Annotated in this window: 25 protein-coding genes; 12 read left to right on the top strand and 13 right to left on the bottom strand. The window is 72.7% G+C overall.

The window, feature by feature from the left end; genetic code table 11:
- Positions 1-7 precede the first annotated feature (7 nt).
- The 4 genes from ACH4DX_RS13875 to ACH4DX_RS13860 all read right to left on the bottom strand — a co-directional run bounded on the left by ACH4DX_RS13875 (position 8) and on the right by ACH4DX_RS13860 (position 4,460).
- The gene (locus tag ACH4DX_RS13875) at positions 8-622 is read right to left on the bottom strand and encodes a flavodoxin family protein (protein ID WP_398155165.1); all 615 of its coding nucleotides are present in this window, start codon (positions 620-622) and stop codon (positions 8-10) included.
- 128 nt (positions 623-750) lie between these two features.
- Positions 751-1,716, bottom strand: coding sequence for a M28 family metallopeptidase (locus tag ACH4DX_RS13870; protein ID WP_398122163.1), 966 nt, complete (start codon positions 1,714-1,716; stop codon positions 751-753).
- A gap of 166 nt (positions 1,717-1,882) precedes the next feature.
- The gene (locus ACH4DX_RS13865) at positions 1,883-3,349 is read right to left on the bottom strand and encodes a hypothetical protein (protein WP_398155164.1); all 1,467 of its coding nucleotides are present in this window, start codon (positions 3,347-3,349) and stop codon (positions 1,883-1,885) included.
- A gap of 136 nt (positions 3,350-3,485) precedes the next feature.
- Entirely contained in the window at positions 3,486-4,460 is a 975-nt protein-coding gene (locus ACH4DX_RS13860) for a helix-turn-helix domain-containing protein (RefSeq protein WP_398155163.1), read from the bottom strand.
- A gap of 69 nt (positions 4,461-4,529) precedes the next feature.
- Here ACH4DX_RS13860 and ACH4DX_RS13855 point away from each other — a divergent pair, with 69 nt between their 5' ends.
- Positions 4,530-4,964 carry a cupin domain-containing protein gene (locus ACH4DX_RS13855; RefSeq protein WP_398155278.1) on the top strand — a complete coding sequence of 145 codons (435 nt, stop codon included), beginning with the start codon at positions 4,530-4,532 and terminating at the stop codon, positions 4,962-4,964.
- A 62-nt stretch (positions 4,965-5,026) separates the two neighbouring features.
- Here the strand turns inward: ACH4DX_RS13855 and ACH4DX_RS13850 are convergent, their stop codons facing one another.
- The gene (locus ACH4DX_RS13850; protein WP_398122160.1) at positions 5,027-5,476 is read right to left on the bottom strand and encodes a VOC family protein; all 450 of its coding nucleotides are present in this window, start codon (positions 5,474-5,476) and stop codon (positions 5,027-5,029) included.
- Positions 5,477-5,587: 111 nt separating this feature from the next.
- Here ACH4DX_RS13850 and ACH4DX_RS13845 point away from each other — a divergent pair, with 111 nt between their 5' ends.
- Positions 5,588-6,157: a CGNR zinc finger domain-containing protein gene (locus ACH4DX_RS13845; protein WP_398155277.1), complete on the top strand. Its 570-nt coding sequence runs from the start codon at positions 5,588-5,590 to the stop codon at positions 6,155-6,157.
- A gap of 51 nt (positions 6,158-6,208) precedes the next feature.
- On the opposite strand, the gene ACH4DX_RS13840 is transcribed toward ACH4DX_RS13845, so the two are convergent.
- Positions 6,209-6,739, bottom strand: a complete 531-nt coding sequence (locus tag ACH4DX_RS13840; protein ID WP_398155162.1) for a winged helix-turn-helix transcriptional regulator — start codon at positions 6,737-6,739, stop codon at positions 6,209-6,211.
- 106 nt (positions 6,740-6,845) lie between these two features.
- On the opposite strand from ACH4DX_RS13840, the gene ACH4DX_RS13835 reads away from it, so the two are divergent.
- Positions 6,846-8,501 (top strand): MFS transporter, encoded by a 1,656-nt coding sequence (locus tag ACH4DX_RS13835; protein WP_398155161.1) that lies wholly within the window; start codon positions 6,846-6,848, stop codon positions 8,499-8,501.
- Here ACH4DX_RS13835 and ACH4DX_RS13830 read toward each other — a convergent pair.
- Positions 8,441-9,310, bottom strand: coding sequence for an AraC family transcriptional regulator (locus ACH4DX_RS13830; RefSeq protein ID WP_398122157.1), 870 nt, complete (start codon positions 9,308-9,310; stop codon positions 8,441-8,443). The two genes, ACH4DX_RS13835 and ACH4DX_RS13830, sit on opposite strands and share 61 nt — an antisense overlap.
- Positions 9,311-9,390: 80 nt before the next feature.
- Between ACH4DX_RS13830 and ACH4DX_RS13825 the strand changes: the two genes are divergently transcribed.
- Positions 9,391-10,305: an NAD(P)H-binding protein gene (locus ACH4DX_RS13825; RefSeq protein ID WP_398155160.1), complete on the top strand. Its 915-nt coding sequence runs from the start codon at positions 9,391-9,393 to the stop codon at positions 10,303-10,305.
- Between the two features lie 9 nt (positions 10,306-10,314).
- Here the strand turns inward: ACH4DX_RS13825 and rarD are convergent, their stop codons facing one another.
- The 6 genes from rarD to ACH4DX_RS13795 all read right to left on the bottom strand — a co-directional run bounded on the left by rarD (position 10,315) and on the right by ACH4DX_RS13795 (position 18,965).
- Positions 10,315-11,331: an EamA family transporter RarD gene (gene rarD, locus ACH4DX_RS13820; RefSeq protein ID WP_398155159.1), complete on the bottom strand. Its 1,017-nt coding sequence runs from the start codon at positions 11,329-11,331 to the stop codon at positions 10,315-10,317.
- Between the two features lie 238 nt (positions 11,332-11,569).
- Positions 11,570-12,652, bottom strand: coding sequence for a 2-oxoacid:ferredoxin oxidoreductase subunit beta (locus ACH4DX_RS13815; RefSeq protein WP_398155158.1), 1,083 nt, complete (start codon positions 12,650-12,652; stop codon positions 11,570-11,572).
- Complete coding sequence (locus tag ACH4DX_RS13810) at positions 12,645-14,588, bottom strand: 2-oxoacid:acceptor oxidoreductase subunit alpha (RefSeq protein ID WP_398155157.1); 1,944 nt, start codon at positions 14,586-14,588, stop codon at positions 12,645-12,647. The genes ACH4DX_RS13815 and ACH4DX_RS13810 overlap by 8 nt, the downstream gene beginning before the upstream one ends.
- Before the next feature lie 353 nt (positions 14,589-14,941).
- Entirely contained in the window at positions 14,942-15,601 is a 660-nt protein-coding gene (locus ACH4DX_RS13805; protein WP_398122270.1) for a LuxR C-terminal-related transcriptional regulator, read from the bottom strand.
- A 496-nt stretch (positions 15,602-16,097) separates the two neighbouring features.
- Positions 16,098-17,435 carry a sensor histidine kinase gene (locus ACH4DX_RS13800; protein WP_398155156.1) on the bottom strand — a complete coding sequence of 446 codons (1,338 nt, stop codon included), beginning with the start codon at positions 17,433-17,435 and terminating at the stop codon, positions 16,098-16,100.
- A gap of 327 nt (positions 17,436-17,762) precedes the next feature.
- A complete protein-coding gene (locus ACH4DX_RS13795) occupies positions 17,763-18,965 on the bottom strand; it encodes a sensor histidine kinase (protein ID WP_398122151.1) in 1,203 nt (400 codons plus the stop codon).
- A 415-nt stretch (positions 18,966-19,380) separates the two neighbouring features.
- On the opposite strand from ACH4DX_RS13795, the gene ACH4DX_RS13790 reads away from it, so the two are divergent.
- From ACH4DX_RS13790 to ACH4DX_RS13755, 8 genes are read left to right on the top strand one after another with little or no spacing between them, the layout of a single operon-like run.
- Entirely contained in the window at positions 19,381-19,776 is a 396-nt protein-coding gene (locus tag ACH4DX_RS13790; RefSeq protein ID WP_398122150.1) for an NADH-quinone oxidoreductase subunit A, read from the top strand.
- On the top strand, positions 19,767-20,483 hold the full coding sequence (locus ACH4DX_RS13785; protein WP_398122149.1) for an NADH-quinone oxidoreductase subunit B: 717 nt from the start codon (positions 19,767-19,769) through the stop codon (positions 20,481-20,483). Before ACH4DX_RS13790 ends, ACH4DX_RS13785 begins: the two co-directional genes overlap by 10 nt.
- Positions 20,480-21,751: an NADH-quinone oxidoreductase subunit C gene (locus ACH4DX_RS13780; RefSeq protein WP_398155155.1), complete on the top strand. Its 1,272-nt coding sequence runs from the start codon at positions 20,480-20,482 to the stop codon at positions 21,749-21,751. Before ACH4DX_RS13785 ends, ACH4DX_RS13780 begins: the two co-directional genes overlap by 4 nt.
- On the top strand, positions 21,748-22,716 hold the full coding sequence (locus ACH4DX_RS13775; protein WP_398122147.1) for an NADH-quinone oxidoreductase subunit H: 969 nt from the start codon (positions 21,748-21,750) through the stop codon (positions 22,714-22,716). Before ACH4DX_RS13780 ends, ACH4DX_RS13775 begins: the two co-directional genes overlap by 4 nt.
- Positions 22,716-23,297 carry a NuoI/complex I 23 kDa subunit family protein gene (locus ACH4DX_RS13770; RefSeq protein WP_398122146.1) on the top strand — a complete coding sequence of 194 codons (582 nt, stop codon included), beginning with the start codon at positions 22,716-22,718 and terminating at the stop codon, positions 23,295-23,297. The genes ACH4DX_RS13775 and ACH4DX_RS13770 overlap by 1 nt, the downstream gene beginning before the upstream one ends.
- Positions 23,294-23,923: an NADH-quinone oxidoreductase subunit J gene (locus tag ACH4DX_RS13765; protein WP_398155154.1), complete on the top strand. Its 630-nt coding sequence runs from the start codon at positions 23,294-23,296 to the stop codon at positions 23,921-23,923. The genes ACH4DX_RS13770 and ACH4DX_RS13765 overlap by 4 nt, the downstream gene beginning before the upstream one ends.
- The gene (gene nuoK, locus ACH4DX_RS13760; protein ID WP_398155153.1) at positions 23,923-24,333 is read left to right on the top strand and encodes an NADH-quinone oxidoreductase subunit NuoK; all 411 of its coding nucleotides are present in this window, start codon (positions 23,923-23,925) and stop codon (positions 24,331-24,333) included. Before ACH4DX_RS13765 ends, nuoK begins: the two co-directional genes overlap by 1 nt.
- The gene (locus tag ACH4DX_RS13755) at positions 24,330-26,324 is read left to right on the top strand and encodes an NADH-quinone oxidoreductase subunit L (RefSeq protein WP_398155152.1); all 1,995 of its coding nucleotides are present in this window, start codon (positions 24,330-24,332) and stop codon (positions 26,322-26,324) included. Before nuoK ends, ACH4DX_RS13755 begins: the two co-directional genes overlap by 4 nt.
- Positions 26,325-26,334 lie beyond the last annotated feature (10 nt).

The raw sequence follows: 26,334 nt of genomic DNA, 5'->3' as shown, positions 1-26,334 counted from the left end.
GCACGGCTCACTCCTCCTCGTACGAGGACTCGCCGAACGGGAAGCGGGCGAGCGGGACGTCCTCGCGGGCGAAGAACGTCTTGGCGCGGGCCAGGGCCTCGGTGTCGTTCAGGACGTGGCCGGGCCGGGTGCCGTTGCCGAGCAGGACGCCGCCGAAGCGCATGGGGAAGAAGGCGGCGGTGTTGCGCAACGTGCCGACCAGCGGGTCCGCGGCGGCCTCGTTGCGGTCCGCGAGGGCCGTCACGCCCCACAGGGTGCGGCCCGCGAGGGTGTTCTTGAAGTCGAGCTCCGGCACCTCGAGCCAGGCGTCCCAGTAGTCGAGGTAGCGCTTGACGGTGGCCGACACCGAGTACCAGTACAGCGGCGAGGCGATGACGATGTCCGTCGCGGCGAGCGTGGCGTCCAGGAGCAGCGCCTCGGTGTCGCCGTCGGGCCGGGGGCGGGCGCGGGGGCGGGTGTCGTCGTGCCGCAGGTCCTGGAAGTCCGGGAGCGGGTGGTCGGCCAGGTCGATCCAGCGCTGCTCGACGTCGGGGGGCAGCTGCTCGGCCGCCTTGCGGGCCAGGATCTCGGTGTTGCCCCGCGGGCGGGCGCTGCCGTGGACGAAGAGGAACGAGCGAGTCATGGTGATGCCCCCTGGGTGCTTGCGTACGACGAATGCTTGCGTCTGCACTATATGCACGCGCAAGCATTCTCGTCCAGGGCACCCGGGGGGCGGTCCCGCGGGGCGGACCCGGAGGGCGGGCCCGGGGGTTAGGAGGACAGCCCCCACACCGCGTATGCCACCGCGTCGCTGTTGCGGTCGAGCGCCGTGCTGTTGATGTTCGCCGTCGTGTCGCACGACGCGTGGTAGCAGCGGTCGAACGCCTGGCCCGCCGTGCCGCCCCACTTCTGTGCCTGCGCGGAGGTCTTGGTGTTGCTCGCGCCGGTGAAGACGCCGCCGACCGGGACGCCCGCGTTCTTGAACGGCGCGTGGTCGGAGCGGCCGTCGCCCTCGCGCTCCGGCTCGGTGCCGATGTTCAGGCCGGAGTAGTAGGCCTTGAAGGTCCGCTCGATGGTGGGGTCGTCGTCGTAGACGAAGTAGCCCGGGTTCGGCGAGCCGATCATGTCGAAGTTCAGATAGCCCTTGATCTTCGTGCGCTCGGCGGCCGGCAGGTTGCGGACGTGGTACGTGGATCCGACCAGGCCGAGCTCCTCGGCGCCCCACCAGGCGAACCGCAGGTGCTTGGTGGGCTTGTACTGCTCACGGGACACCGCGAGGGCGGTCTCGAGGACGGCGGCGGAGCCCGACGCGTTGTCGTTGATGCCCGCGCCGCGGCTGACGCTGTCCAGGTGGGCGCCGGCCATGATGACCTGGTTCGCGTCGCCGCCGGGCCAGTCGGCGATGAGGTTGTAGCCGGTCCGGCCGCTGCTGGTGAACTGCTGCACGGTGGTGGTGAATCCGGCGGCGTCCAGCTTGCCCTTGACGTAGTCGAGGGAGGCCTTGTAGCCCGCGCTGCCGTGGGCGCGGTTGCCGCCGTTGGCGGAGGCGATGGACTGGAACTGCGAGAGGTGCGCCCGCACGTTGGCCACCGGGATGTCCGGGGCGGCGGCCGCTCGCTGGGGTGCGGCGGTGCCGGGGGACCCGGTCGCCGCGGTGGATATCGCACTGGTCGTCAGGAGGGCGGTGGCGGCTATGACGGCCGCTGCCGCACTGCGTCCGGACATGGAGAATCTCATGTGGGGGGCTCCGGCTTCCGTTGAGTTTGAATCCCGAATGAGCCTGGAGTGCCCGATGGTGGCGACGTGTTGAGTTCACGTCAAGAGCGGGATCCGGACGCGCTGTTCCGCATACCGGTTCGCCCTGGACATTTGGGTACGTGGCCGCCGCGCCGGAATCGCTGGTTCAGGGTGAGCCGGGCGGCACGTGGACTTCCCAGCCCGGCGAGTAGGTGTCGGGCACCGGGACCCTGATCCAGTCCCGAGCCCAGGCGGGCGGCGCGTGCCCGCGCAGGACGAGGGCGGAGGGCGGCCGTCCGTCGCCGCGCGGCGCGGCCTCGCATCCGGCCGCGTACGCCAGCGGGATCACGGTCGTGTTGCCCCGCAGCACACAGGGCGGCCGCACGCCGTGCCGGTGCAGCACCTCCGCCACCCGCTGCCAGTCCTGCCGCGCGGCCGCCTGGATACGGGTGTTGCCGGAGGTGAGGGTGATCTGCACGGCGAGGTGTCCCGCGAGCACCACCGCGAGCACGCCCCCGGCGAGCACCGGTCCGCGTACCCGCCGGGCCCACCGCACCGCGGCGAGCACCCCGAGCGCGGCGGGCACCGCGAGCAGCGCGTGCGTGGGCAGCAGGAACCGGGGTGTCGTGTACGGCACGAGGAGGACGTACGGCAGCGCGGCGCACAGTCCCACGGCCACGGCGAGGAGCGCGTCCGCCCCCGTCCGCCGCAGCCGCCGCGCCGACCACAGACCGAGGGGCACGAACACGGCGAGCAGCACCCACCACGACAGCGCGGGCACCCGCACCCCGTCGCCGGTGCACGGACGGCACAGCAGCGGCCCGTCGATGGCGGTGAACTGGTGCAGCGCGGAGTCCGTGAACCGCAGCCCGCCCTGCACCTCACTGGCGTCGTCGAGGCGTTCGCGTACGCCACCGAAGCGAACGTACGCCTCGACCACCCATGGCAGCAGTCCGGCCGCGGCCCCCGCGGCCACGGCGAGCGCCCGGCCGCGCGAGCGCCACAGCGGCACGAGGACGGCGGCGGCGAGCAGCGGAAGGGCCACGGCGACGCCGTCGTTCGGCCGCATCAGGGCGGCGAGCGCGAGGCCGGCGGCGATGCCCGCGTACGTACGCGGGCGCGAAGGGCCCGGGCGCAGGAACAGCCCCACGGCGGCGGCCGCGCCCATGGCGGTGTAGTGGTTCGGCATCGCCGCGCCCGCGTAGAACAGCGTGATCCACAGGCTGCCGTACAGCGCGGCGGCGACGCCCGCGGCCTCCGGGAACCGGGGCAGGGCTCGCCGCCAGGGTGCGAAGCCGAGGTACAGCGCGGCTGTCGCGAGTGCCGTCAGCCACACCCGGAGCAGCACCACGGAGTCGCTCCACGCGGCCACCGGCGCGATCAGTACGGGTACGCCCCGGGTGCGGGGCGCGCTGAACGGGACGCTCCCCGGGGCCCCGCCGGGCTCGTGGGGCCCGAAGCGGCTCGCGTAGACGATCTCGTCCCAGCCGAGCCGCAGGTCCAGGGGCACGAGGGCCACCGACACCAGGGCGAACAGGGCGCACACGCCGAGGAGCAGCTGCCGCGCCCGCCGTTCGCGGTCGCGACGTGTGCGTTCTGTCCTCGGCGGGGTGCGGTCCTCGACGGCGGTCACGGGTCCACGGTAGGAAATCTCGGGTCCGGGAGGGTGGCAGGCCCCGGGGCGTGGGCGTGGCGCCCGGTCGGCCCGGTGCGCCGCGGTGGGGGAGGCGCCGGGGTCACAGGGCGAAGCGGTGGGGGAGGCGCCGGGCTCACAGGGCGAAGCGGTGGCGGTAGGCCGAAGGGGTGAGGCCGGTTTCACGGCGGAGCCGGGCCCGGAGGTTGGCCGCGGTGCCGAGGCCACTGCGGCGCGCGACGACGTCGAGCCGCTCCTCGCCGCGCTCGATCAGGCGGCAGGCCAACGCGGTGCGCTCCCCGTTCAACCACGCCAACGGCGTCGTACCGAGCTGCGCGCGGAACCGCCGGTGCAGTGTCGCCGGGCTGACCGCCGCCCGCGCGGCGAGCCCCGCGACCGTGAGCGGCTCCCCGAGCCGTTCGAGCGCCCAGGCGAGCAGCGGCCCGAGCGACTCGTCCCGCACCTCGGGCACGGGGCGTTCCACGAACTGCCGCTGCCCGCCGTCCCGGTGCGCGGCGAACACGAGCCGCCGCGAGACCGAGTTGGCCACCTCCGCCCCGAAGTCACGGCGCACGATGTGCAGCCCGAGGTCGAGCGCGGCGGCGCTCCCCGCGGCGGTGAGGATGTCGCCGTCGTCGACGAAGAGGACGTCCGTTTCGAGGCGGACGGCGGGAAAGCGGCGCCGGAAGTCGTCCGCCCACTGCCAGTGCGCGGTCGCCCTGCGCCCGTCGAGCACCCCCGCCTCGGCCAGCGTGAACGCGCCGCTGCAAAAGCCGACGAGCCGGGCGCCGCGCGCATGGGCCCGGCGTACCGCGTCGAGGACGGCCCGGCGGCGTGGGACCTCCGTGTCGGGCCGGTTCGGCACGATCAGGGTGTCCGCGGTCTCGGCCGCCGCCAGCGGCGCGACCCCGGTGAGGGTGAAGAAGCCGTCCCGCATCAGGATGCGCGGCTCGGGCGAGCACAGCGTGAAGTCGTAGAGGTCCCTGCCGAGTTCGGGCCTGCGCAGACCGAAGACCTCGATGGCGCAGCCGAGCTCGAAGGGGTTGGAGTTCGCGTCGACCAGGGCGACGACGCGGTGGGGTCGCTCCCCGTGCGAGTTTTCTTGCGCCATATGCGATTTCTAGCACTCGTGGCGTGCCGGGCCAAGGGCCACGATGAGCCCATGTCCCGCCATGAACCCATGACCCCCGAGGAACCCGTGACCGACAGCGCCCCCGCCCCCAGGCATGCCCCCGTCGACCTGAGCGAGGCCCTGGCCTCCTTCGACGCCGTGTGGAGCCCCCGCATCGTCACCCACGTCAACGACTACGACGTCCGCGTCGCCAAGTTGGAGGGCGAGTACATCTGGCACGTCCACGACGACACCGACGAGTTCTTCCTCGTCCTGGACGGCGAGCTGGACATCGCCCTGCGCGATGCCTCGGGCGAGCGCACCGTCACGCTGTCGAAGGGCTCCGTCTTCACGGTGCCGCGCGGCACCGAGCACAAGCCGATCGCGCGCTCCGGCGCCTCGGCCCTGCTCTTCGAGCCCACCGGGACGCTGACGGTCGGGGACCGGCACGACGAGGTCCCGGACCGCGTGGACGCGACGACGGGCCACGCCCTGGACCTCTGAGGCACCGGGCCCCCGCCCGTCGGTGCGGGCAGAACTCCGTCAGCGCAGCAGGCGGAACTCCGTCAGTGCAGGCAGAACTCGTTCCCCTCCGGGTCCGCGAGGACCACCCAGCCCGTGCCCGCCTCCTCCACGTGGCGCAGCGCGGTCGCACCGAGTGCCTCCAGGCGGGCCAGTTCCTCCGCGCGGGTGCCGGGCGTGGAGTGCACGTCGATGTGCAGCCGGTTCTTGCCGGCCTTCGGCTCCGGTACGCGCTGGAAGAGCAGCCGCCGACCGAGGCCCGTGCCGTTCTCCTCGTCGTACGGATCGTCGGGATGCCGTACGGCGATGAGGTCGCGGAAGCTGCGCCGCCCCCGGAAGTCGACGGTCTCGGCCTCGCTGACGGCGCCGAAGCCGAGCAGCCGCTCGATCAGGGCGCTGTTGTCCTCGACCTCGTACCCCAGCGCCTCGCCCCAGAAGGCGGCCTGGGCGTGCGGGTCCTGCGCGTCGATGACGAGTTTCCAGTGCAGGGTCATGGCGCCATCGTAACCGGTTATAGTGGTTACGTGGCAACAGGAGGAGCGGACTACGCGGCGAAGGCCGGTGCCGGTGCGGACGTGGGCGCGGACTTGGGTGCGGGCGTGGGCATGGTCATGCGTCCGCCGGACGGGCAGGTCTACCGGTTCGATCCGGGTGCGCTGTGTCTGGAGCTGCTCACCACGGGCGGCCCCGGCGCCTTCGCCCGCTTCGAGACGCTGCACGCTCCGGCGGACCTGCTGGAGTGGACGGCCCGGAGCCGCGTCGGGCCCTGCCCCGGAATGACCGTCACCGAGGGGGAGCTGGCGTGCGCGCGGGAGCTGCGTGACGCCCTGTTCCTGTTCACGGCCGACCACGCCCACGGCCGCCCCTGGGACCCCCAGCACCTGGAACTGCTCAACGACGCCGCGGCCGCTCCTCCGCTCACCGCCCGCATCGAGGCGGACGGCAGCCGCGCCTGGGCGCCGGGCGCCACCGCCACCGGGCTCCTCTCGACGGTCGCCCGCGACGCCGTCGACCTCTTCACCGGCCCGCACGCCTCCCGCGTACGCGAGTGCGCCGCGCACGACTGCTTCCTGCTCTTCGTGGACACCTCGCGCCCCGGCCGGCGGCGGTGGTGCGCGATGGAGCGCTGCGGGAACAGGGCGAAGGCCCGGACACACCGGGCCACCAAGGCCTAGCCTCCCCGGCCCCGGGCGCCCTCCCCGGGCCTGCCCGCTCGGAGGCTGCCCCTACGCCTGTGTCCCGGACGCCGCTTCCCCGGCGGCGACCCGCGCGTCGTACGCCGAGCGCGCCGCCGCCACCTCGTACTGGTGCTCCTCCGTCCAGGTCACCAGGGCCCGGATGGTGTGGTGCAACGTGCCGCCGAGCGGCGTGAGTTCGTAGTCGACGCGCGGCGGCACCACCGGGTGCACCGTGCGCCGCACGAGGCCGTCCCGCTCCAGCTGGCGCAGCGTGACCGTCAGCATGCGCTGGCTGATGCCGTCGATCTCGCGCCGCAGCTCCGTGAAGCGCAGACACCGCCGCTCCAGGAGCGCGATGACGAGCAGCGACCACTTGTCGGCCACGCGGTCCAGGATCTGCCGCACCTGGCAGTCCTCACGGGTGTCCCACTGAAAGGGATCGCTGTCCCCGTACTCCTCGGTGTCCCCGTACTCCTCGGTGTCCCCGTACTCCCCGGGATCCCCGGTCCCCACAGCGCCCCCGTTCTCCACGGTGTCCTCGGTCTCCACGGTGCCCTCGCAGTGCCTCGGTGACTTCAAAGTGCCTTCTTCCGCCGCTGCCGATGCTGCCGCAGGATGCCAATGGTTACAAGAAGGAACCGGCCGTCGTCGGAGTAACCCCACCACCCCAGCCGAAGGAGTCGTCATGGGCGCCCGCGCCAGGGCATTGCTGCTGGTCCTCTGCGGAACGGTCTTCCTGGAGGGCGCCGACATCGCCATGCTCGCCGTGGCGATCCCCAGCATCCGGTCCGACCTGGGCCTGTCGACCGGCACATCGGCCTGGGTGATCAGCGCCTACGTCCTCGGGTACGCGGGCTTCACGCTGCTCGGCGGCCGCGCCGCCGACCTCCTCGGCAGGCGGCGCATGTTCCTCACCTGGCTCGGGGTCTTCATCGCCTTCTCCGGGCTCGGCGGGTTCGCCACCGAGGGCTGGATGCTGCTCGTGGCCCGGTTCATGACGGGGGTGTCCGCGGCGTTCATGACACCGGCCGCGATGTCGATCATCACCACCTCGTACGCGGAGGGGCCCGAGCGCGACCGGGCGCTGCTGATCTTCGCGGGGACGTCCGCGGGCGGCTTCTCGCTCGGCCTCGTCGTCGGCGGGCTGCTCACCGCACTCGGCTGGCAGTGGGTGTTCTTCGCACCGGTGCTCGCCGCGGCCGTGATCCTCGCGGGGGCGCTCCGCCTCATCCCGAAGGCGAAGGCGAAGGCGCCGGGAGCGACGGCGGGGGAGGCACCGCAGGCGCCGGCGGTGAGCGTGCTCAAGGGCTTCGACCTGCCGGGATCGGCCGCGGCCGCGGGCGCCATGCTGCTCCTGGCCCTCGGCATCGTCCGGCTCGAACACGGCCTCGACGACTGGCCGTTCACGGTCGCCGTCCTGAGTGCGGGCCTGCTGCTCGTGGCCGCCTTCGTCGGGATCGAGCGGCGCGCGGCACAGCCACTCGTACGGCTCGGGATATTCCGTACGGGGTCGGTGGTGCGGGCCGGGCTCGGGTCGCTGCTGTACCTCGGGGCCTTCATGGGCTTCCAGCTCGTCCTGACGCTCTACCTCCAGGACCTGCGCGGCTGGTCGTCCTGGCAGGCCGCCGTCGCGATGATCGTCCTCGGCTGCGACGTGTTCCTGTCGCCGACGCTCACACCACGCCTCGTGCGGCGGTACGGCAACACGCGCGTGATCCTCGGCGGCTTCGTCCTGGCGCTCCTGGCGTACCTCATGTTCCTGCCGGTCGGCATGGACTGGCCGTACCTGCTGATGTTCCCGACGCTGCTCCTGGCGGGCATCGGCTTCGCGCTCACGCTCGGGCCACAGATGATCGCCGCGACGGACGGCGTGGCCGAACACGAACAGGGCCTGGCGAGCGGTCTGTTGCAGACGGCCACCCAGTTCGGCGCCGCGATCGGGATCTCCGCGGTGACGGCCGTCATGGGCCTGGTCTCGGCGAACTCGCACCCGGGGGCCGCGCACACGGCCGCGGGTCCGGGCGCCGGGACGGACCTGTCGGCGTTCCGCTGGGCCCTTGTCGTCCCGGTGGTCATGGCGGCCCTCGGCGTGATCGTCGCGGCGGTCGGCGTACGCGGCGGGACGGGCAGGGGCGGTTCCGGCGGGGGCGCAACGGGCGCGGCCGGGGCGGGTACGGCCGAGGCGGGTACGGGCAGCGGGGCTTCCCTGCCGGTCGCGGGCGGCGGGGGCTCGCTGCCGGGCGTGGGCGGCGGGGGCTCGCTGCCGGGCGTGGGCGGCGGTCAGCCCACCGCCCCGAGCGAGTCGGAGGACGTGCGCGCGGCGGCCAGCGAGGCGCGGTAGGCGCTCGGCGCGATGCCCCGGATCCGTTTGAAGGCGTCGCTGAAGCCGTACCCGTCGGCGTACCCCACCTGCCCCGCCACCGCGGCGACTGTCGCCCCCGGCTCGGCGAGCAGCTCGGCGGCGAGCGCCATGCGCCACTCGGTGAGGTACGCCATCGGGGGCCTGCCGACCAGTTCGCTGAACTGCCTGGCGAACGCCGCGCGCGAGATCTGGGCGCGCGCGGCGAGCGCCGCCACCGTCCAGGGCCTGGCCGGCTCGTCGTGCATGGCCCGCAGGGCGGGACCCACCACCTCGTCACCGAGCGCGCAGTACCAGGCGGGCGGCCGGGCGTCGGGCAGGTCGAACCACCCGCTCAGGGTGCAGGCCAGCATCCAGTCGAACATCCGGTCCCGCACGAACTGGCGCCCCGGCTTGCCGGAGGCCACCTCGGCGGCGATCAGCTCCACCACCGGCACGTTCTCCGCGCCGGTCGGTACGACGAGCAGCGGCGGCAGCGCGCCGATCAGCCGTCGGCCGACGGAGCCGTCCAGCCGGTAGGCCCCGGCGATCAGCTCGCTCTCGGCCGCGGCCGGGTCGGCGGCGCACACCGTGAACGGCGCGGTGGTACAGACGACCGCGGCGTCACGCCCGCGCAGGACCCGCGACTCACCCGACGACATCACGATGCGCGCCGTGCCGCGCACCACCACCACCAGTTCGAGCGCCGCACCACCGGCGCACGCCACCTCCCACGGACCGACCTGGACGGCCCGTTCGAACAGCGCGCCGTCCGCGCGTACCCCTCGCAGCAGATCCCCCAGAGCGTCCATCCCCCCACGGTAGACGGACACCCATCCGCCGGAGACGGATGCCCATGTATCCCGTGCGGCAAAGGACGTTGGCTTGCTCCATGACGACCGCAGAGCAGACCGCAGGACGGACGAGGGAGCAGACCGCAGGACGGACGAGGGAGCAGATCGCAGGACGGACGAGGGAGCAGAACGCCGCCGCTCCCGTGCTCGTCCTCGGAGCCACCGGCAAGACGGGGCGCCGCGTGGTGGCAAGGCTCCGGGACGCGGGGCGCATCGTGCGCGCCGCGTCCCGGAGCGCCGAGACCCACTTCGACTGGATGGACCGCGCCACGTGGGCGTCCGCCCTGGACGGCATGCGGGCCCTTGGTCTGGTCGCACCGCCCGATCCGGAACCGATCGCCGACTTCGTCGCGGAGGCCGAGGCGGCGGGCGTGCGGCGCTTCGTGGTCCTCTCGGGCCGCGGCGTCCACCGGTACGGCATGGCGTTCGAGCCGTCCCTGGCCGAGGCGGAGCGCGCGGTCCGCGAGGCCGACGTCGACTGGACGCTGATCAGGCCTAACAGCTTCGCGCAGAACTTCGCCGAGGACCTCTACGCGGTGCCCCTGCGCGCGGGCCTGCTGACCCTGCCGGTGGGTGCCGTCGCGGAGCCGTTCATCGACGTGGAGGACGTCGCGGACGTGATGGCCGCGCTGCTCACCGAGGAGGGCCACACCTACCGTACGTACGAGCTCTCCGGGCCCCGCGCGCTCACCTTCGCCGAGGTGACGGCGGAGATATCGGCGGTGTCCGGGCGGCCGATGCGCTTCGAGGCGGTCACGGCGGAGCGGTACGTGGCGGACCTGACCGCGGGCGGCATGCCGGAGGAGGCCGCCCGCTCGCTCGCCCACGGCCACGTCTTCCTCTCCGAGGGGCACAACACCGAGCCCACGACGGACGTCCGGTACATCCTCGGCCGCGAGCCCCGTGACTTCTCGGAGTACGTGAAGTCGGTGGCGGCGGGAATCTGGTCGTGAGGTCGGCCGTCAGGCCGCGGGCTCCCGCTTGCCGCGCGCGGACGGCGAGGCGTCCTGCGCGGCGGCGACGGCCGCCGCGGCGTCCTCTGCGGCAGCGGCCGCCGCCACCCGCGCGGCAGCCAGCTTCACCGCGTTCCGCCGGGCCGTGCGCAGCGCGTCCCAGGTGAGCAGCGCGAGCGCCAGCCACACGAGGGCGAACCCGGCCCACCGCTCGGGCGGCATCTCCTCGTGGAAGTACAGGATCCCGCACAGGAACTGGAAGACGGGCGCCAGGTACTGGAGCAGCCCCAGCGTCGACAGCGGCACCCGGATCGCGGCGGCACCGAAGCAGACCATCGGCGCCGCCGTCACCACGCCGGTCGCGGCGAGCAGCGCACCGTGCCCGAACCCCTCGGTGGCGAAGGTCCCCTGCCCCTGGGTGCCGAGCCACAGCAGGAAGGCGACGGCGGGCAGGAACTGCACGGCGGTCTCGGCGGCGAGCGACTCCAGGCCGCCGAGGTTCACCTTCTTCTTGACCAGGCCGTACGTCGCGAAGGAGAAGGCGAGGCAGAGGGAGATCCAGGGCGGGCGGCCGTAGCCGACGGTGAGGACGAGGACGGAGGCGGCGCCGACGCCGACCGCGGCCCACTGCACGGGGCGCAGCCGCTCGCCGAGCAGCAGGACGCCGATCGCGATGGTGACCAGCGGGTTGATGAAGTAGCCGAGGGACGCCTCGACGACGTGGCCCGCGTTCACGGCCCAGATGTAGACGCCCCAGTTGATGGTGATCACCACGGCGGCGATCGTCACCAGGCCCAGCTTGCGCGGCTGGCGCAGCAGCTCGCCCGCCCACGCCCAGCGCCGTACGACGAGCAGCGCGATGCCGACCACCACCAGGGACCAGGCCATCCGGTGCGCCAGGATCTCGCCCGCGCTCGCCGGCTTGAGGAGCGGCCAGAACAGGGGGACGAGCCCCCACATGCCGTACGCCGCGAAACCGTTCAGGAGTCCTGTGCGTGCCTCCGCCCTCGTCTGCGCTGGGGTCACGGCTCCTCCTCGGTACTCGGCCGCCCGACGCTGCCGAGCACGAAGGTAGCGCCCCCGCACGGCCGCTGTCATGTCCGTATCGCCATACGGTCATGACACCCCCGCTGATCGCGGCGGCCCGGACGTACGGCGGCGGCTCGGCCCGGACGTACGCCGGGGGCCCGCCCCGCACATACGGCGAGGCCCGGCCCTGACGGAGCAGGACCGGGCCTCGGACGCGAGACGGGGCGGGCGGCGGCTAGCCGACGACCGTCCAGGTGTCGCCGCCCGCGAGGAGCGCCGCGAGGTCGCCCTTGCCGTGCTGCTCGATGGCCGTGTCCAGCTGGTCGGCCATCAGCGTGTCGTACACGGGCCGGTCCACGTCGCGGAAGACGCCGATGGGCGTGTGGTGCAGCGTGTCGGGGTCGGCGAGCCGGGACAGGGCGAAGGCCGTCGTCGGGGACGCGGCGCGGGAGTCGTGGACGAGGAGGTCCGCCTCGTTCTGGGGCGTGACCGCGACGACCTTCAGGTCGCCGGTGGCCGGGTCGCGGACGACGCCCTTGGAACCGTCGGTGCCGAAGCGGATCGGCGCGCCGTGCTCCAGGCGGATCACGGCCTCCTCGGCCTGCTGCTTGTCCTTGAGGACCTCGAAGGCGCCGTCGTTGAAGATGTTGCAGTTCTGGTAGATCTCCACCAGGGCCGTGCCGTTGTGGTCGGCGGCCTGGCGCAGGACCTCCGTGAGGTGCTTGCGGTCGGAGTCGACCGTGCGGGCCACGAACGAGGCCTCCGCGCCGATCGCGAGGGACACCGGGTTGAAGGGCGCGTCCAGGGAGCCCATCGGCGTCGACTTCGTGATCTTGCCGACCTCGGACGTCGGGGAGTACTGGCCCTTGGTGAGGCCGTAGATCCGGTTGTTGAACAGCAGGATCTTCAGGTTCACGTTGCGGCGCAGGGCGTGGATGAGGTGGTTGCCGCCGATGGAGAGCGCGTCGCCGTCACCGGTGACCACCCAGACGCTCAGATCGCGCCTGCTGGAGGCCAGGCCGGTGGCGATGGCCGGGGCGCGGCCGTGGATGGAGTGCATCCCGTACGTGTTCATGTAGTACGGGAAGCGCGAGGAGCAGCCGATGCCGGAGACGAAGACGATGTTCTCCTTGGCCAGGCCGAGTTCGGGCATGAAGCCCTGCACGGCGGCCAGGACCGCGTAGTCGCCGCAGCCGGGGCACCAGCGCACTTCCTGGTCGGACTTGAAGTCCTTCATCGACTGCTTGCCCTCGGCCCTCGGCACGAGCTTCAGGAGCGTGTCGGAGCCGGTGGGCCCTTCGAGCGTGGTGTCAGCCATCGATGGCCTCCTTGAGAGCCGTGGCGAGCTGCTCGGCCTTGAACGGCATGCCGTTGACCTGGTTGTACGAGACCGCGTCCACAAGGTGTTCGGCGCGGATCAGCGTGGCGAGCTGACCGAGGTTCATCTCGGGGATCACCACCTTGTCGTAACGCTTCAGGACCTCGCCCAGATTCCGCGGGAACGGGTTGAGGTGGCGCAGATGCGCCTGCGCGATGCTCTGCCCGGCGGCCCGCAGCCGCCGCACCGCCGCCGTGATCGGCCCGTACGTCGAGCCCCAGCCGAGGACGAGGAGACGGGCGTCGCCGCTCGCGTCGCCGACCTCGAGATCGGGCACCTCGATGCCGTCGACCTTGGCCTGGCGGGTGCGGACCATGAAGTCGTGGTTGGCCGGGTCGTAGGAGATGTTGCCCGTGCCGTCCTGCTTCTCGATGCCGCCGATGCGGTGTTCGAGGCCCGGCGTGCCGGGGACCGCCCAGGGCCGGGCCAGGGTCTGCGGGTCACGCTTGAACGGCCAGAAGACCTCGGTGCCGTCCTCGAGCGTGTGGTTGGTGCCGGTGGCGAACTGCGTGCGCAGGTCGGGCAGTTCGTCGGTCTCCGGGATCCGCCACGGCTCGGAGCCGTTGGCCAGATAGCCGTCGGACAGCAGGAAGACCGGCGTGCGGTACGTGACCGCGATCCGGGCCGCCTCCAGGGCCGCGTCGAAGCAGTCCGCCGGGGTGCGCGGCGCGACGATCGGCACCGGGGCCTCGCCGTTGCGGCCGTACATCGCCTGTAGCAGGTCCGCCTGCTCGGTCTTGGTCGGCAGGCCCGTGGAGGGGCCGCCGCGCTGGATGTCGACGACCAGGAGCGGCAGCTCCAGGGACACCGCGAGCCCGATCGTCTCCGATTTCAGTGCCACGCCGGGGCCCGAGGTGGTCGTGACCGCGAGCGAACCGCCGAAGGCGGCGCCGAGGGCCGCGCCGATCCCGGCGATCTCGTCCTCGGCCTGGAAGGTGCGCACACCGAAGTTCTTGTGCTTGGACAGCTCGTGCAGGATGTCCGAGGCCGGTGTGATCGGGTACGAGCCCAGGTAGAGCGGCAGGTCGGCCTGGCGCGCGGCGGCGATCAGGCCGTACGACAGGGCGAGGTTGCCGGAGATGTTGCGGTACGTGCCCGGGGGGAACGCGCTGGCGGCCGGGGCCACCTCGTAGCTGACCGCGAAGTCCTCGGTGGTCTCGCCGAAGTTCCAGCCCGCGCGGAACGCCGCGATGTTCGCCGCCGCGATCTCCGGCTTCTTGGCGAACTTCGTGTTCAGGAACCGCTCGGTGCCCTCGGTCGGCCGGTGGTACATCCACGACAGGAGGCCGAGCGCGAACATGTTCTTCGACCGGCCCGCGTCCTTGCGCGACAGGTCGAACTCCTTCAGCGCCTCGACCGTCAGCGTCGTCAGCGGCACCGGGTGCACCTGGAACCCGTCCAGGGAGCCGTCCTCCAGGGGTGAGGTCTCGTAGCCCACCTTCTGCATCGCGCGCTTGGTGAACTCGTCCGTGTTGACGATCACCTCGGCACCGCGCGGCACGTCCCCGATGTTCGCCTTCAGGGCCGCGGGGTTCATCGCGACGAGGACGTTCGGCGCGTCGCCCGGGGTCAGGATGTCGTGGTCGGCGAAGTGCAGCTGGAAGGAGGAGACGCCCGGCAGGGTGCCGGCGGGCGCGCGGATCTCGGCGGGGAAGTTCGGCAGCGTCGACAGGTCGTTGCCGAAGGTCGCCGTCTCGGAGGTGAAACGGTCACCCGTGAGCTGCATGCCGTCACCGGAGTCACCCGCGAACCGGATGATCACCCGGTCGACGCGGCGCACGTCCTTCCCGCCTGCCGCGGGCCTGCGCTGCCCTCCGACGACTGCTCCGTCGGCTTCGTCGGCCTGCTCGGCCGGGCTACTGACCTGGCTGGTCACTGAACTGGACCTCCCTGGAGGCGGCGACTCGGGAGCGGCAGGCCGCCCTGCGCTCCCAAGGTCCACCCTACGTCTGTAAGGGTCACGTTCTTAGGGCCGCTCGTATGGTGGACGTCCCTCTGAGACAGCTGGATGCCCCGATTTGTCATGCTGTGCCTCGCCCCCCGGCCTTCCATGAAGACGCTCTCCGCTCATCCTTTAGTTGAGGGACTGAGTCCTCCTAGAACCTTGCTGCGGTGCGGTGTCGTGTCCCGGTGGCGGGACGGCGGCCGACCGGGTCCGGGCCGGCCGGGGCGGGCGCGGCGCCGGGGGCGGACCCGGCCGGGCCCGCCCGGTCCCGGCCTCGGTTCCGGTCAGGAGTTGAGGTACCGCAGGACCGCGAGTACCCGTCGATGGTCCCCGTCGCTCGGCGAGAGGCCGAGTTTCAGGAAGATGTTGCTGACGTGCTTCTCCACGGCGCCGTCGCTGACCACCAGCTGCCGCGCGATCGCCGAGTTCGTGCGCCCCTCGGCCATCAGCCCCAGGACCTCGCGCTCGCGCGGCGTGAGGTTCGCGAGGACGTCCTGCTTGCGGCTGCGGCCGAGCAGCTGGGCCACGACCTCCGGGTCGAGCGCGGTGCCGCCCCGCGCGACCCGCACCACCGCGTCCACGAACTCCCGCACCTCGGCGACCCGGTCCTTCAGCAGATACCCCACGCCGCGGCTGGACCCGGCGAGCAGCTCCGTCGCGTACTGCTCCTCCACGTACTGGGACAGCACGAGCACCCCGAGCCCCGGATGTCGCGCCCGCAGCTTCACGGCCGCCCGCACCCCCTCGTCCGTGTGCGTCGGCGGCATCCGCACATCGGCGACCACCACGTCCGGCAGCAGCTCCTGCGCCGCGAGCTCGGTGATCGTCTTCATCAGCGCGTCGGCGTCGCCCACCCCCGCGACGACATCATGCCCCCGGTCGGTCAGCAGCCGGGTCAGGCCCTCCCTGAGCAGCACTGAATCCTCGGCGATGACCACCCGCACCTTGTCCTCCACGATGTTCCGGCCCCCATGCCCTGTTCCCGCCCCGTTGACAGGAACCAGCATCCCAGCATTCGGACGAGGCCGCGCCGTGGTGACGTGAACAGTGGTGTGCGCCCAGGGGCGCACGAACATTTTCAGCCTGAGCGGCCATGTTTCGGCCTGCGGGGTGGGGGCCCATGCGGGTGGCGTGGCGAGATCTCAGCCCGTGGGGCGAGCTGCCAGGCGGGCGGTGCGGCGACGATCTTTCAGCCTGTGGGGCGACCTTCCGGACGGGCAGCGCGGCGAGGTTCTTTCAGCCTGTGGGGCGAGCTTCCGGACGGGCGGTGCGACGAGGATCTTTCAGCCCGTCCGGCGTTTGAGGACGAGGCGCGGAGCGCCGACAAAGGGCTGGGGTCCAGGGGGCGCAGCGCCCCTGGTTACGGGAAAGGGGCGGGCCTGGGGCGCCCCGCGAGGGCCGACCCGCACAAGGGCACCGCACCCGCGCCCCCGCGCCACCTCAGCCCCGCCAGGGCAACTCGGCGGTGACCAGGGTGGGCCCACCCACGGGCGACTCGACGACCAGAATCCCGTCCACGGCATCGAGCCGCTCCCCGAGCCCGGCAAGCCCCGACCCGACCGAGGCATCAGCCCCACCCCGCCCATCGTCGAAGACCTGAAGCATCAACCGCCCGTCGACCTTCCACACATCCACCGAGGCCCGCCGCGCCCCACTGTGCTTGCTGATGTTCTGGAGCAGTTCGGACACGGTGAAGTAGGCGATCCCCTCGATGGCCGCCGCGGGCCGCGCGGGCAGATCCACCTCGACGTCCACCGGCACCGTGCACCGCGCGGACAACGCGGAGAGCGCGGCATCGAGCCCGCGGTCGGTGAGCACGGCCGGATGGATGCCCCGTGCCAGGTCCCGCAGCTCCTGGAGGGCCACCTTCACCTCGCCGTGCGCCTCGTCGACCATGCGGGCCGCCGCCTCCGGGTCCTCGGCCAGCTTCTCCTTGGCGAGCCCGAGGTCCATGGCGAGGGCGACGAGCCGGGCCTGCGCGCCGTCGTGCAGGTCCCGCTCGATGCGCCGCAGGTCGGCCGCCGCGGTGTCCACGACCACGCCCCGGTCCGACTCCAGCTCGACGACACGTGACACCAGCCGGGAAGGGCCGAGCAGACCGAAGACCATGACCCGGTCGACCGTCGTCAGGGCGCGGATGATCCAGGGCGTGGCCAGCGTGACGAGCAGGCCCGTGGCCGAGGTGAGCCCGATCTCGAAGGGGTTGTCCAGGTAGACCCGGTGGCTCTCGTCGCCGTAGATCTGGATGCCGTCCTGCCCCGCGTGCATCGGGAAGACCCAGAACCACAGCGGGTACGTCAGCATCGCCCAGCCGTACGTCCAGAAGACCACCGTCACCCCGAACGAGAAGACCGCCCAGGGCATGTGCAGGACCGCGTACACGACGTGCCGCCAGGAGACGCCGCTCTTGAGGACCGCCCCCATCCACGCCATGAAGCCGCCGCGGGCCTGCAACGGGTGCGGAGTCCTGACGTCCACACCGAGCAGCGTCCGCGCCCGGATCCGCTCCAGCGCGCCGAAGCCGCGCAGCGCGGCCAGGCCGAGGGCGAGCACCGGGACACCCACGAACGTGATCAGCAGGCCCGCGCCGACCGACAGCATCGTCACCGCGAACACGAAGCCGACGATGCTGATCGGCAGCGAGAGCAGCACGTACAGGAACTCACGCCACGTACGTCCCTCCAGGGGCGCCCGCAGTGCGGCGGGCAGGCGCTGCAATGCCCCGCGACCGCGCTCGCCGCCCCCGAGGGCATATCCCTGTCCGTAATCCGTGGCCATCGCTGCCGTCCGTTTCTCCTCGTGCTGATCACCCTGTACGTCCAGGATGCGCGCCCCCGGCCACCGGGACCATGGAGCACGTCGGCCTCTTCGACCGGGGGTTTTCCCTACCTCGCGCGGGGGCCTGAGCGGCCCCGGAAGGGGCGCGGGGAACTGCGCGCTCAGCGCACGAAGACACGAAGAGCCGCAGACACGTCTGACGCGTTGCCCCGCAGACGCGCCCGCCGCGTTGCCCCGCAGACGCGCCTGCCGCGTCGCCCCGCAGACGCGTCTGCGGCCTTCACCTGGTTGCGCGCGCAGTTCCCCGCGCCCCTGGCGCGGGGCCCGTCAGGCCCCCGCGCGGGCCTGCTCCGGCTCGCGGTCCCGCCACGGCAGCTCGGCCGTGATGGTCGTCGGACCACCCTGCGGGGAGTCGATGACGAACAGGCCGTCCACCGCGCCGAGCCGGTCCGCGAGGCCCGCCATGCCCGTGCCGCCGTCCAGGCTCGCGCCGCCGTGACCGTCGTCCCACACCTGTATGAGCAGCCGCTGGTCGGAGCGCCACACCTCGACGCTCGCCGTCCGGGCACCGCTGTGCTTGCTCACGTTCTGCAAGAGCTCGGAGACGGTGAAGTAGGCGATGCCCTCGATCGCGGCCGCCGGGCGGGTCGTCAGGTCGGCGGTCACCTTCACCGGCACCGTGCAGCGCGAGGCGACCGACGAGAGCGCCGCGTCGAGCCCCCGGTCGGTGAGCACCGCCGGATGGATGCCGCGCGCCAGGTCCCGCAGCTCCTGAAGCGCCAGCTTCACCTCGCCGTGCGCCTCGTCGACCATCGCCGCCGCCGCGTCCGGATCCTCCAGGAGCTTCTCCTTGGCGAGGCCGAGGCCCATGGCGAGGGCGACGAGCCGTGCCTGCGCGCCGTCGTGCAGGTCCCGCTCGATGCGCCGCAGGTCGGCCGCCGCGGTGTCCACGACCACGCCCCGGTCCGACTCCAGTTCCGCGATGCGGCGCTCCAGCTCGTCCGAGCGCGACAGCAGACCGCGCACCATCGCCCGGTCGGCGTTGGCGAGGCCCCGCGCGATGAACGGAAGAACCGGCCACAGCACGAAGAGACCCACGGCCATCACCGTGAACGTCACCACGCCCCACGGCAGTCGGATGAAGAAGTAGAGCATCGTCCGCCAGCCGACCGGGTCCTTGAGGCTCGACCACAGCCAGGTGAGGAAGCTCCCGGACCGCTTCGACGGGCCCGGCATCGGGCTCGGCTCGTCGATCCGCACCCCGAGCAGCCCGCGCGCCCGCGCCCGCTCCCCCCTGCCGAGCAGCCGCGCCCCGAAGAGCCCGAGCGCGAGCAGCGGCAGACCGACCGCCGTGACGGACAGGAGGGCGCCGACGGACAGCGCCGTCACCACATAGACGAACCCGACGAGGGCGATCGGCAGGTTCACCAGGAGGTGCGCGATCTCCTTCCAGGTGTGCGCGTCGAAGGCGAAACGGGCAGGCGGCGGGCCCTGCGGCGCGTCGTGGGCGCGCGTGGTGCTTGCGGTCATACGGGACAGAGTGCCCGGCGCGCCGGGTCGGCGCCATGAGGGGGGCCGCCCGATCGCACTGGGGATAACCCCACCCGACGCCTGTGGAATCCCGTCCGGCGCCTGCGGGATCCCGTCCGGTGCCCGCGCAAACCCGTCGGCGGCCCGCGGATCCCCGTCCGGCGCCGCTCGGGCCCGCGGACGCCGGGCCGGGCGGGCCGCTCACCCACGGTTGTGCGCCATCGTCCCCGACAGACTGCTTACCTCACCTTTAGCAGGCCCTAGACTCCCGTGCGTACAGATCGTCCGTACAGGGCGTCGAACGGACGAGCCGGACGAGCCGAGTGAGCCGGGTGAGCCGGACCACCCGGCATCGCGAGTTCCGTAAGTGCCGGAAGTTTCGGGAGTGAGGGGCCGACGTGCCAGTGACGAGCCAGTGACGACGTACCGCACGGACGTCGCGGCGAGCTACTTCGAGTCGTACTCCGTCGTCGGGCTGCTCGCCGTCGTGGGGGTGCTGTTCGTCGCCGTCTCCTTCGGCGCGAGCCATCTGCTGCGGCCCGTCGTGCCGACCCCGGAGAAGCTGCTCACCTACGAGTGCGGCGTCGACCCGGTCGGCGAGGGCTGGGCACACACCCAGGTCCGCTACTACGTCTACGCGTTCCTCTACGTCATCTTCGCCGTCGACTCGATCTTCCTCTTCCCGTGGGCGACGGTCTTCGCCGCGCCCGGCTACGGCGCGGCGACCCTCGTCGAGATGTTCATCTTCCTCGGCTTCCTCGCCGTGGGCCTGCTGTACGCATACAAGAAGGGCGTCCTCACATGGGCGTGAACCAGGAGCCCGCGCCGGCGGCGGACCCCGCGGGGGCGCCGGCGGTGACGGAGTCCGCGGTGGCTGCGACGGCCGCGGCCGAGCCCGTGCTGCTGCCGGAGCCGAAGCGCCTCGGCGTACTCTCCCGCCTCGCCCCCGAGCCGATGAAGGTCGTCCTCAACTGGGGCCGTCGCTACAGCCTGTGGGTGTTCAACTTCGGGCTCGCCTGCTGCGCCATCGAGTTCATCGCCGCCTCCATGGCCCGGCACGACTTCATCCGCCTCGGCGTGATCCCGTTCGCGCCGGGGCCGCGCCAGGCCGACCTGATGATCGTCTCCGGCACCGTCACCGACAAGATGGCACCCGCCGTGAAGCGTCTCTACGAGCAGATGCCCGAACCGAAGTACGTCATCTCCTTCGGCGCCTGCTCCAACTGCGGCGGCCCCTACTGGGACTCGTACTCCGTCACCAAGGGCGTGGACCAGATCATCCCCGTCGACGTGTACGTGCCCGGGTGCCCGCCCCGCCCCGAAGCCCTGCTCCAGGGCATCATCAAGCTCCAGGAGAAGATCGCGCGGGAGTCGCTCGGCGAGCGGTACGCGGGGGGCGGCTCCCGGCCGTCGACGGCGGCCCTGCGCAGCGGGCTCGTCGCACCGCCCGCCCCGGGCGCCGGGGGAGCCCCGGGGATCCCCGGAGCCCCTGGAGCTTCGGGGGTGGACGCCGGATGACCGGCTGGCTGCCCGCTCCCGTCGAGGACTTGTTCGGCGCGGAGGCGACCGTCGAGGAGGCGTACGAGGTCCTGACCGTGGACGTCCCCGCGGCCTCCTGGCTCGACGCCCTGCGCACCGCCCGCGACACGCTCGGCTGCACCTACTTCGACTGGCTCAGCGCCGTCGACGAACCCGGCACCGGATTCCGGGTGTCCGCCCACGTCGTGGCCCTCGCCCCGGTACGGCGCCTGCTCGTCCGCACGACGGTGCCGCACGAGGCCCCGGTGCTGCCGACCGCCGTCGACGTGTACGCGGGCACCGCCTGGCACGAGCGCGAGACCCACGAGATGTTCGGCGTCCGCTTCGACGGCCACCCCCACCTCGTACCGCTGCTCCTTCCCGAGGGCTTCGAAGGCCACCCGCTGCGCAAGGACTTCGTGCTCGCCGCGCGGGTCGCCAAGGCGTGGCCCGGTGCGAAGGAGCCGGGGGAGTCCGAACACGGCGGCCCGAAGCGCCGCCAGATGCTGCCGCCCGGTGTGCCCGACCCGAACGAGTGGGGCCCCCTGAAGGGACAGCTCCCGGCTGCTCCGGCGCGGCCCGCGCGGGGCGCCGCCCGTGCGGCGGGGGCTGGACGCGCCGCGGGTGCCGGACGCGCCGCCGGTGCGGGTCCCGCCGGGGAGCGCCCGGCTCGGCGTACCCGTTCCGCGAGCGAGGGGTCGGCCAGCCAGACCAGCTCCGCCCCTACGGGTCCGGCGTCCACAACACCCGCCGTCCCGGAAACACCTGCCGTCCCGGAGACACCCGCCGCCCCGGACGCCGCCCCCGAGACGCCCGCAGCCCCGGCCGGGCCACGGCGTGCGCGCAGCGCGAGCGCGGGTTCCGCCTCGCAGCGGGGCACGGGCGAGCCCCCCGCGACGGCCCCCCCGGCACCGGAGGCCCCGGCACCGGCCACCCCGGCACCGGGCAAGCCGCAGCGCCCTTCCGGCAGCTCCGACGCCCCGTGGCACCACGCCCGCCCGGCCTTCGACGACACGACGGGCACGACGGGCACGACGGGCACGACGGGCACGACGCCTGCCGGGTCCGGTCCCGCGGCGGCCCCGGAGCCCGAGGCCGCCCCGGAGCCCGCGGTCGACTCCGCCCCCGAGCCGGAAGCCCCCACGGGCCCCAAGAACTCCACAGACCCCAGAAACCCCGAGAACCCCAAGGACTCCGAAGCCCCGGAAGCCTCCGAAGCCCGCAAAAACCCTGGAACCCCCGAAAACCGCCAAGGAGACCCGCAGTGAACGACGCCCTCGACGTCGCCCTGCGACTCCTCGTCGTCTTCGTCGTCTTCCTCGCCCTGCCCCTGGTCATCGGCCAGACCGAGCACAAGGTCATGGCGCACATGCAGGGCCGCCTCGGCCCCATGTACGCGGGCGGTTTCCACGGCTGGGCCCAGCTCGTCGCCGACGGCGTCAAGTTCGCCCAGAAGGAGGACATCGTCCCGGCCGGCGCCGACCGGCGGATCTTCCAGCTCGCCCCGGCCGTGGCGCTCCTGCCGTATCTGCTCGTCCTGCTCGCCATCCCGATCGGCCCGGGCGAGGGCGCCGTCGGCGAGGTCGTCGACGCGGGCATCTTCTTCGTCCTCGCCGTCATGGGCGTATCGGTCCTCGGCTCACTGATGGCGGGCTGGGCGTCGGCCAACAAGTTCTCCCTGCTCGGCGGCCTGCGCACGGCCGCGCAACTGCTCGCCTACGAACTCCCGATGCTCCTCGCCGCCGCCTCCGTGGCGATGGCCGCGGGCACGGTCTCGCTGCCCGGCATCGTGCACGCCTTCGAGTGGTGGTGGCTGCCCTGGCAGATCGTCGGCGCCCTCGTCTTCTTCGTCGCGGGCCTCGCCGAACTCCAGCGCCCGCCCTTCGACATGCCGGTCGCCGACTCCGAGATCATCTTCGGTGCGTACACCGAGTACACGGGTCTGCGCTTCGCCCTCTTCCTGCTCGCCGAGTACGCCGGGATCGTCGTCCTGTGCGGACTGACCACCGTCCTGTTCCTGGGCGGCTGGCACGGTCCCTGGGGCGCCGACGGGCTCGGCTGGGTGTGGACCCTGCTGAAGACCGCCGTCCTCGCGTTCGTCGTGATCTGGCTGCGCGTCAGCTACCCCCGGCTCCGCGAGGACCAGTTGCAGAAGCTCGCCTGGACCCTCCTCGTCCCGCTCGCCCTCGCGCAGATCGCGCTGACCGGAATCGTGAAGGTGGCGATCGACTAGTGCCCCCGATCCCAGGGAGCGGCCTCGCCAAGGGCCTGGCCGTCACCCTGCGCACCATGACGAAGAAGACCGTCACCGAGCAGTACCCCGACGTCCAGCCCGAACTGCCGCCCCGCACCCGCGGCGTCATCGGCCTGTTCGAGGAGAACTGCACGGTCTGCATGCTCTGCGCCCGCGAGTGCCCGGACTGGTGCATCTACATCGACTCCCACAAGGAGACGGTCCCGGCCGCCGCGCCCGGTGGCCGCGAGCGCAGCCGCAACGTCCTCGACCGCTTCGCCATCGACTTCTCCCTGTGCATGTACTGCGGCATCTGCATCGAGGTGTGCCCCTTCGACGCGCTGTTCTGGTCACCGGAGTTCGAGTACGCCGAGACCGACATCCGCGAACTCACCCACGAGCGCGACAAGCTCCGCGACTGGATGTGGACCGTCCCCGCCCCGCCCGCCCTCGACCCCGCCGCCGAGGAACCCAAGGAACTCGCCGCCGCCCGCAAGGCCGCCGAGAAGCTGGCCGCAGCGCAGGAGGCACCCGCAGCCCCCGGACCGGAATCCGGGCCCGCCCCCGAGGGGGACGCGTGAACGTCGCCGCAACCGCCCCCCAGGGCTTCCTCTCCCCGACGGGCGTCGAGATCGCCTTCGTCCTCGTCGGCCTCGTCACCCTCGGCGCCGCCGTCGTCACCGTCACCACCCGCCAGCTCGTGCACGCCGCGCTCTGGCTCGTGGTGGCGCTCGGCGGACTCGCCGTCGAGTACCTGCTCCTGACCGCCGAGTTCATCGCCTGGGTCCAGGTCCTCATCTACGTGGGTTCCGTCGTCGTCCTCCTCCTCTTCGGCCTGATGCTCACCCGGGCGCCCATCGGCCGCTCCCCGGACGCCGACTCGGGCAACAGGCCCGTCGCCGTCGCCGTGGCGCTCGCAGCCGCCGCCGCCCTGGTCTGGGTCGTCGTGGACGCCTTCCGCACCCAGTGGATCGACCTCGACCGGCCGCAGGGCACCACCGACGTCACCGGCTCGATCCTCTTCCGGCACTGGGTCCTGCCCTTCGAGGCACTCTCGGTCCTGCTCCTCGCGGCACTGGTCGGCGCCATCGTCCTGTCCCGCAGGAACGCGGCCCGCCCCGACACCGGATCCCCCGACGCCGGTTCCCGTGACGTCGGGACCCGGGCCGCCGGTTCCCGTGACGCCGACGACAAGGAGCAGCGCTGATGCACCTCGCCTATCCCGCCGTCCTCGCCGTCCTCCTGTTCTGCGTCGGCCTGTACGGAGTGCTCGCCCGGCGCAACGCGATCCTGGTCCTGATGTCCGTCGAGCTGATGCTCAACGCCGTCAACCTCAACCTCGTCGCCTTCGACGTCTGGCTCCGCGACTCCCTGCACGCCGGGCAGGCCCTGACCCTGTTCACCATCGCCATCGCCGCCGCCGAGATCGGCATCGGCCTCGCGATCGTCCTCGCCGTGTACCGCAACCGCGGCACCTCCGCCGTCGACGACCTCCGCGACACCGCCGAACGCCCCGGCGACGGCACCGGCCCCGACGACATGCCCGGTCCCGCGGGCGCCACCGCCGACGAGCCCGCGCGGACCGACGCGTCGCAGAAGGCTGAGGCCACCGCGTGACCACGACCACCCTCGCCGTCCTCGTCCCCCTGCTGCCGTTCCTCGGCGCGGTCGCGGGCCTGCTGCTCGGCCGTACGGCCCCCGGTCTCGCCCGGCCTCTCGCGGTGCTGCCCGCGCTGACCTCCCTCGCACTCGCCGCCGTCGTGGCCGCGCGCCAGGGCGGTGACGCCGGCGTCGACGCGGCCACCCAGCTCACGCCCACGGGCTCGGTCCCCATCGACCTCGCCCTGCACATCGACGGCTTCGCGGCCCTCGCCGCCGTCCTCGTCGGCCTCGTCGCGTCCTGCGTGCAGATCTACTCCACGGCCTACCTCCACGACGACCCGCGCTACCCCTCGTACGCCGCGCTCGTCTCGCTCTTCACCTCCGCGATGCTGCTCGTCGTCTACTCCGGCGACCTGATGGTGCTCCTGGTCGGCTGGGAGATCATGGGCATCTGCTCGTACTTCCTCGTCGGCCACTACTGGGAGACACCCGAGGCGCGCGCCGCCTCCCTGAAGGCCTTCCTTGTCACCAAGCTCGGCGACGTCCCCTTCCTGATCGGTCTCTTCGCCCTCGCCGCGGACGCGGGCTCGTTCCGGATCACCCGCATCCTCGACACCGTCGCGCACGGCGGCCTGGACCACCCCACGCTGATCGCGCTGCTGCTCCTCGCCGGCGTCGCGGGCAAGTCCGCCCAGTTCCCGCTGCACACCTGGCTGCCCGACGCGATGGCGGGCCCGACGCCCGTCTCCGCGCTCATCCACGCCGCGACGATGGTCGCCGCCGGTGTCTACTTCGTCGCCCGGCTCCTCCCCGTCTTCGCCGCCTCCGCGGCGGCCCTGGTCGTCCTCGCCGTCATGGCCGCCGTGACCATGGCGGGCTCGGCGCTCGCCGCGCTCGCCCAGGACGACATCAAGCGCGTCCTCGCGTACTCGACGATCGGGCAGCTCGGCTACATGACCGGCGCCCTGGCCGTCGGCGACCGCGGTGCCGCCGTCTTCCACCTCCTCGCGCACGGCGCCTTCAAGGCGCTCCTGTTCCTCGCCGCGGGCGTGATCATCCACGCCGCGGGCACCAACTCGCTGGCCGCGATGTCCCGCATGAAGGACCTGCGCGCCCGCGTCCCCGACGCCTACTGGACGATGACCGTGGCGCTCCTCGCGCTCGCCGCCGTACCGCCCTTCAGCGGCTTCTTCTCCAAGGAGGCCGTCCTCGGCGCCGCCGAGCACACGGCCACCGGGCACAGCGGTTCCCCCCCCGGCGCGGCAGGCTGGATCGTCCTGGTCGCCGGCCTGGTCACGGCCCTGCTCACCGCCGCCTACGCGACCCGCCTCTGGCTCCTCGCGTTCAACGGCAGGGGAGCCGAGGCCCCCGACCACGGCAGGCAGCCCGTCGCCATGACCGCCGTGCTGTGGGTGCTCGCCGTGCCGTCGCTCGCCTTCGGCGTGACCGTCGGCGTCCTCCCGGACTGGTTCGACGGCCACAAGCTCGCCCCTACGCTCACCACCTCCGTCCTCGGCACCGGCTTCGCCCTCGTGGGGGCCCTGGTCACCTACGGCGCGTGGCGGCAGACCACTTCGCTCGCCGCCCGGGTCCCGATCGGCGCCGTCGCCGCCCACCGGGACGGCGACGCCGGTCTGGTCGAGGCCGAGGCCATCGCCACCCGCAGTTCCGCCTACGGGGACGTTGCCGCCGCACCCGACCCGGCGGATCCCGGGCGGCTCCTGCTCGGCCCGCTGCACCGCCACGCCGCCGCAGGCTTCCGCCTCGACGCGGTCTACGCGGCCCTGTTCGTCCGCCCCGTCCAGGCGGGCGCCCGCCTGGTGCGCTTCCTCGACCGCGAGGTCGTCGAGACGTACGTCCGCGGCGCCGGCGCCGCACCCCGCTGGCTCGGCGTGGCCGTCCGCCGCGCGCAGACCGGCAACGTGCAGACCTATCTGAGCGCGCTGCTCGCGGGCACCGTCGTCCTGGCGGTCGCCGCCGTCCTCGTCGCCACCGCCGGAGCGTGAGCAGCAGTGA

The sequence above is a fragment of the Streptomyces sp. NPDC017940 genome (genome assembly GCF_044328435.1).
GTDB lineage: Bacteria > Actinomycetota > Actinomycetes > Streptomycetales > Streptomycetaceae > Streptomyces.
This window is presented reverse-complemented; position numbering and strand designations above follow the sequence as displayed.

Bases quoted from the DNA above. Each gene is read 5' to 3' on its own strand.
- ACH4DX_RS13830 (WP_398122157.1), bottom strand. From the start codon at position 9,310: ATGGACGCTCTGGGGGATCTGCTGCGAGGGGTACGCGCGGACGGCGCG.
- ACH4DX_RS13875 (WP_398155165.1), bottom strand. From the start codon at position 622: ATGACTCGCTCGTTCCTCTTCGTCCACGGCAGCGCCCGCCCGCGGGGC.
- ACH4DX_RS13815 (WP_398155158.1), bottom strand. From the start codon at position 12,652: ATGGCTGACACCACGCTCGAAGGGCCCACCGGCTCCGACACGCTCCTG.
- ACH4DX_RS13855 (WP_398155278.1), top strand. From the start codon at position 4,530: ATGACCCCCGAGGAACCCGTGACCGACAGCGCCCCCGCCCCCAGGCAT.
- ACH4DX_RS13825 (WP_398155160.1), top strand. From the start codon at position 9,391: ATGACGACCGCAGAGCAGACCGCAGGACGGACGAGGGAGCAGACCGCA.
- ACH4DX_RS13845 (WP_398155277.1), top strand. From the start codon at position 5,588: ATGGTCATGCGTCCGCCGGACGGGCAGGTCTACCGGTTCGATCCGGGT.
- ACH4DX_RS13835 (WP_398155161.1), top strand. From the start codon at position 6,846: ATGGGCGCCCGCGCCAGGGCATTGCTGCTGGTCCTCTGCGGAACGGTC.
- ACH4DX_RS13870 (WP_398122163.1), bottom strand. From the start codon at position 1,716: ATGAGATTCTCCATGTCCGGACGCAGTGCGGCAGCGGCCGTCATAGCC.
- ACH4DX_RS13800 (WP_398155156.1), bottom strand. From the start codon at position 17,435: ATGGCCACGGATTACGGACAGGGATATGCCCTCGGGGGCGGCGAGCGC.
- ACH4DX_RS13780 (WP_398155155.1), top strand. From the start codon at position 20,480: ATGACCGGCTGGCTGCCCGCTCCCGTCGAGGACTTGTTCGGCGCGGAG.
- ACH4DX_RS13795 (WP_398122151.1), bottom strand. From the start codon at position 18,965: ATGACCGCAAGCACCACGCGCGCCCACGACGCGCCGCAGGGCCCGCCG.
- ACH4DX_RS13850 (WP_398122160.1), bottom strand. From the start codon at position 5,476: ATGACCCTGCACTGGAAACTCGTCATCGACGCGCAGGACCCGCACGCC.
- ACH4DX_RS13860 (WP_398155163.1), bottom strand. From the start codon at position 4,460: ATGGCGCAAGAAAACTCGCACGGGGAGCGACCCCACCGCGTCGTCGCC.
- ACH4DX_RS13785 (WP_398122149.1), top strand. From the start codon at position 19,767: ATGGGCGTGAACCAGGAGCCCGCGCCGGCGGCGGACCCCGCGGGGGCG.
- nuoK (WP_398155153.1), top strand. From the start codon at position 23,923: ATGCACCTCGCCTATCCCGCCGTCCTCGCCGTCCTCCTGTTCTGCGTC.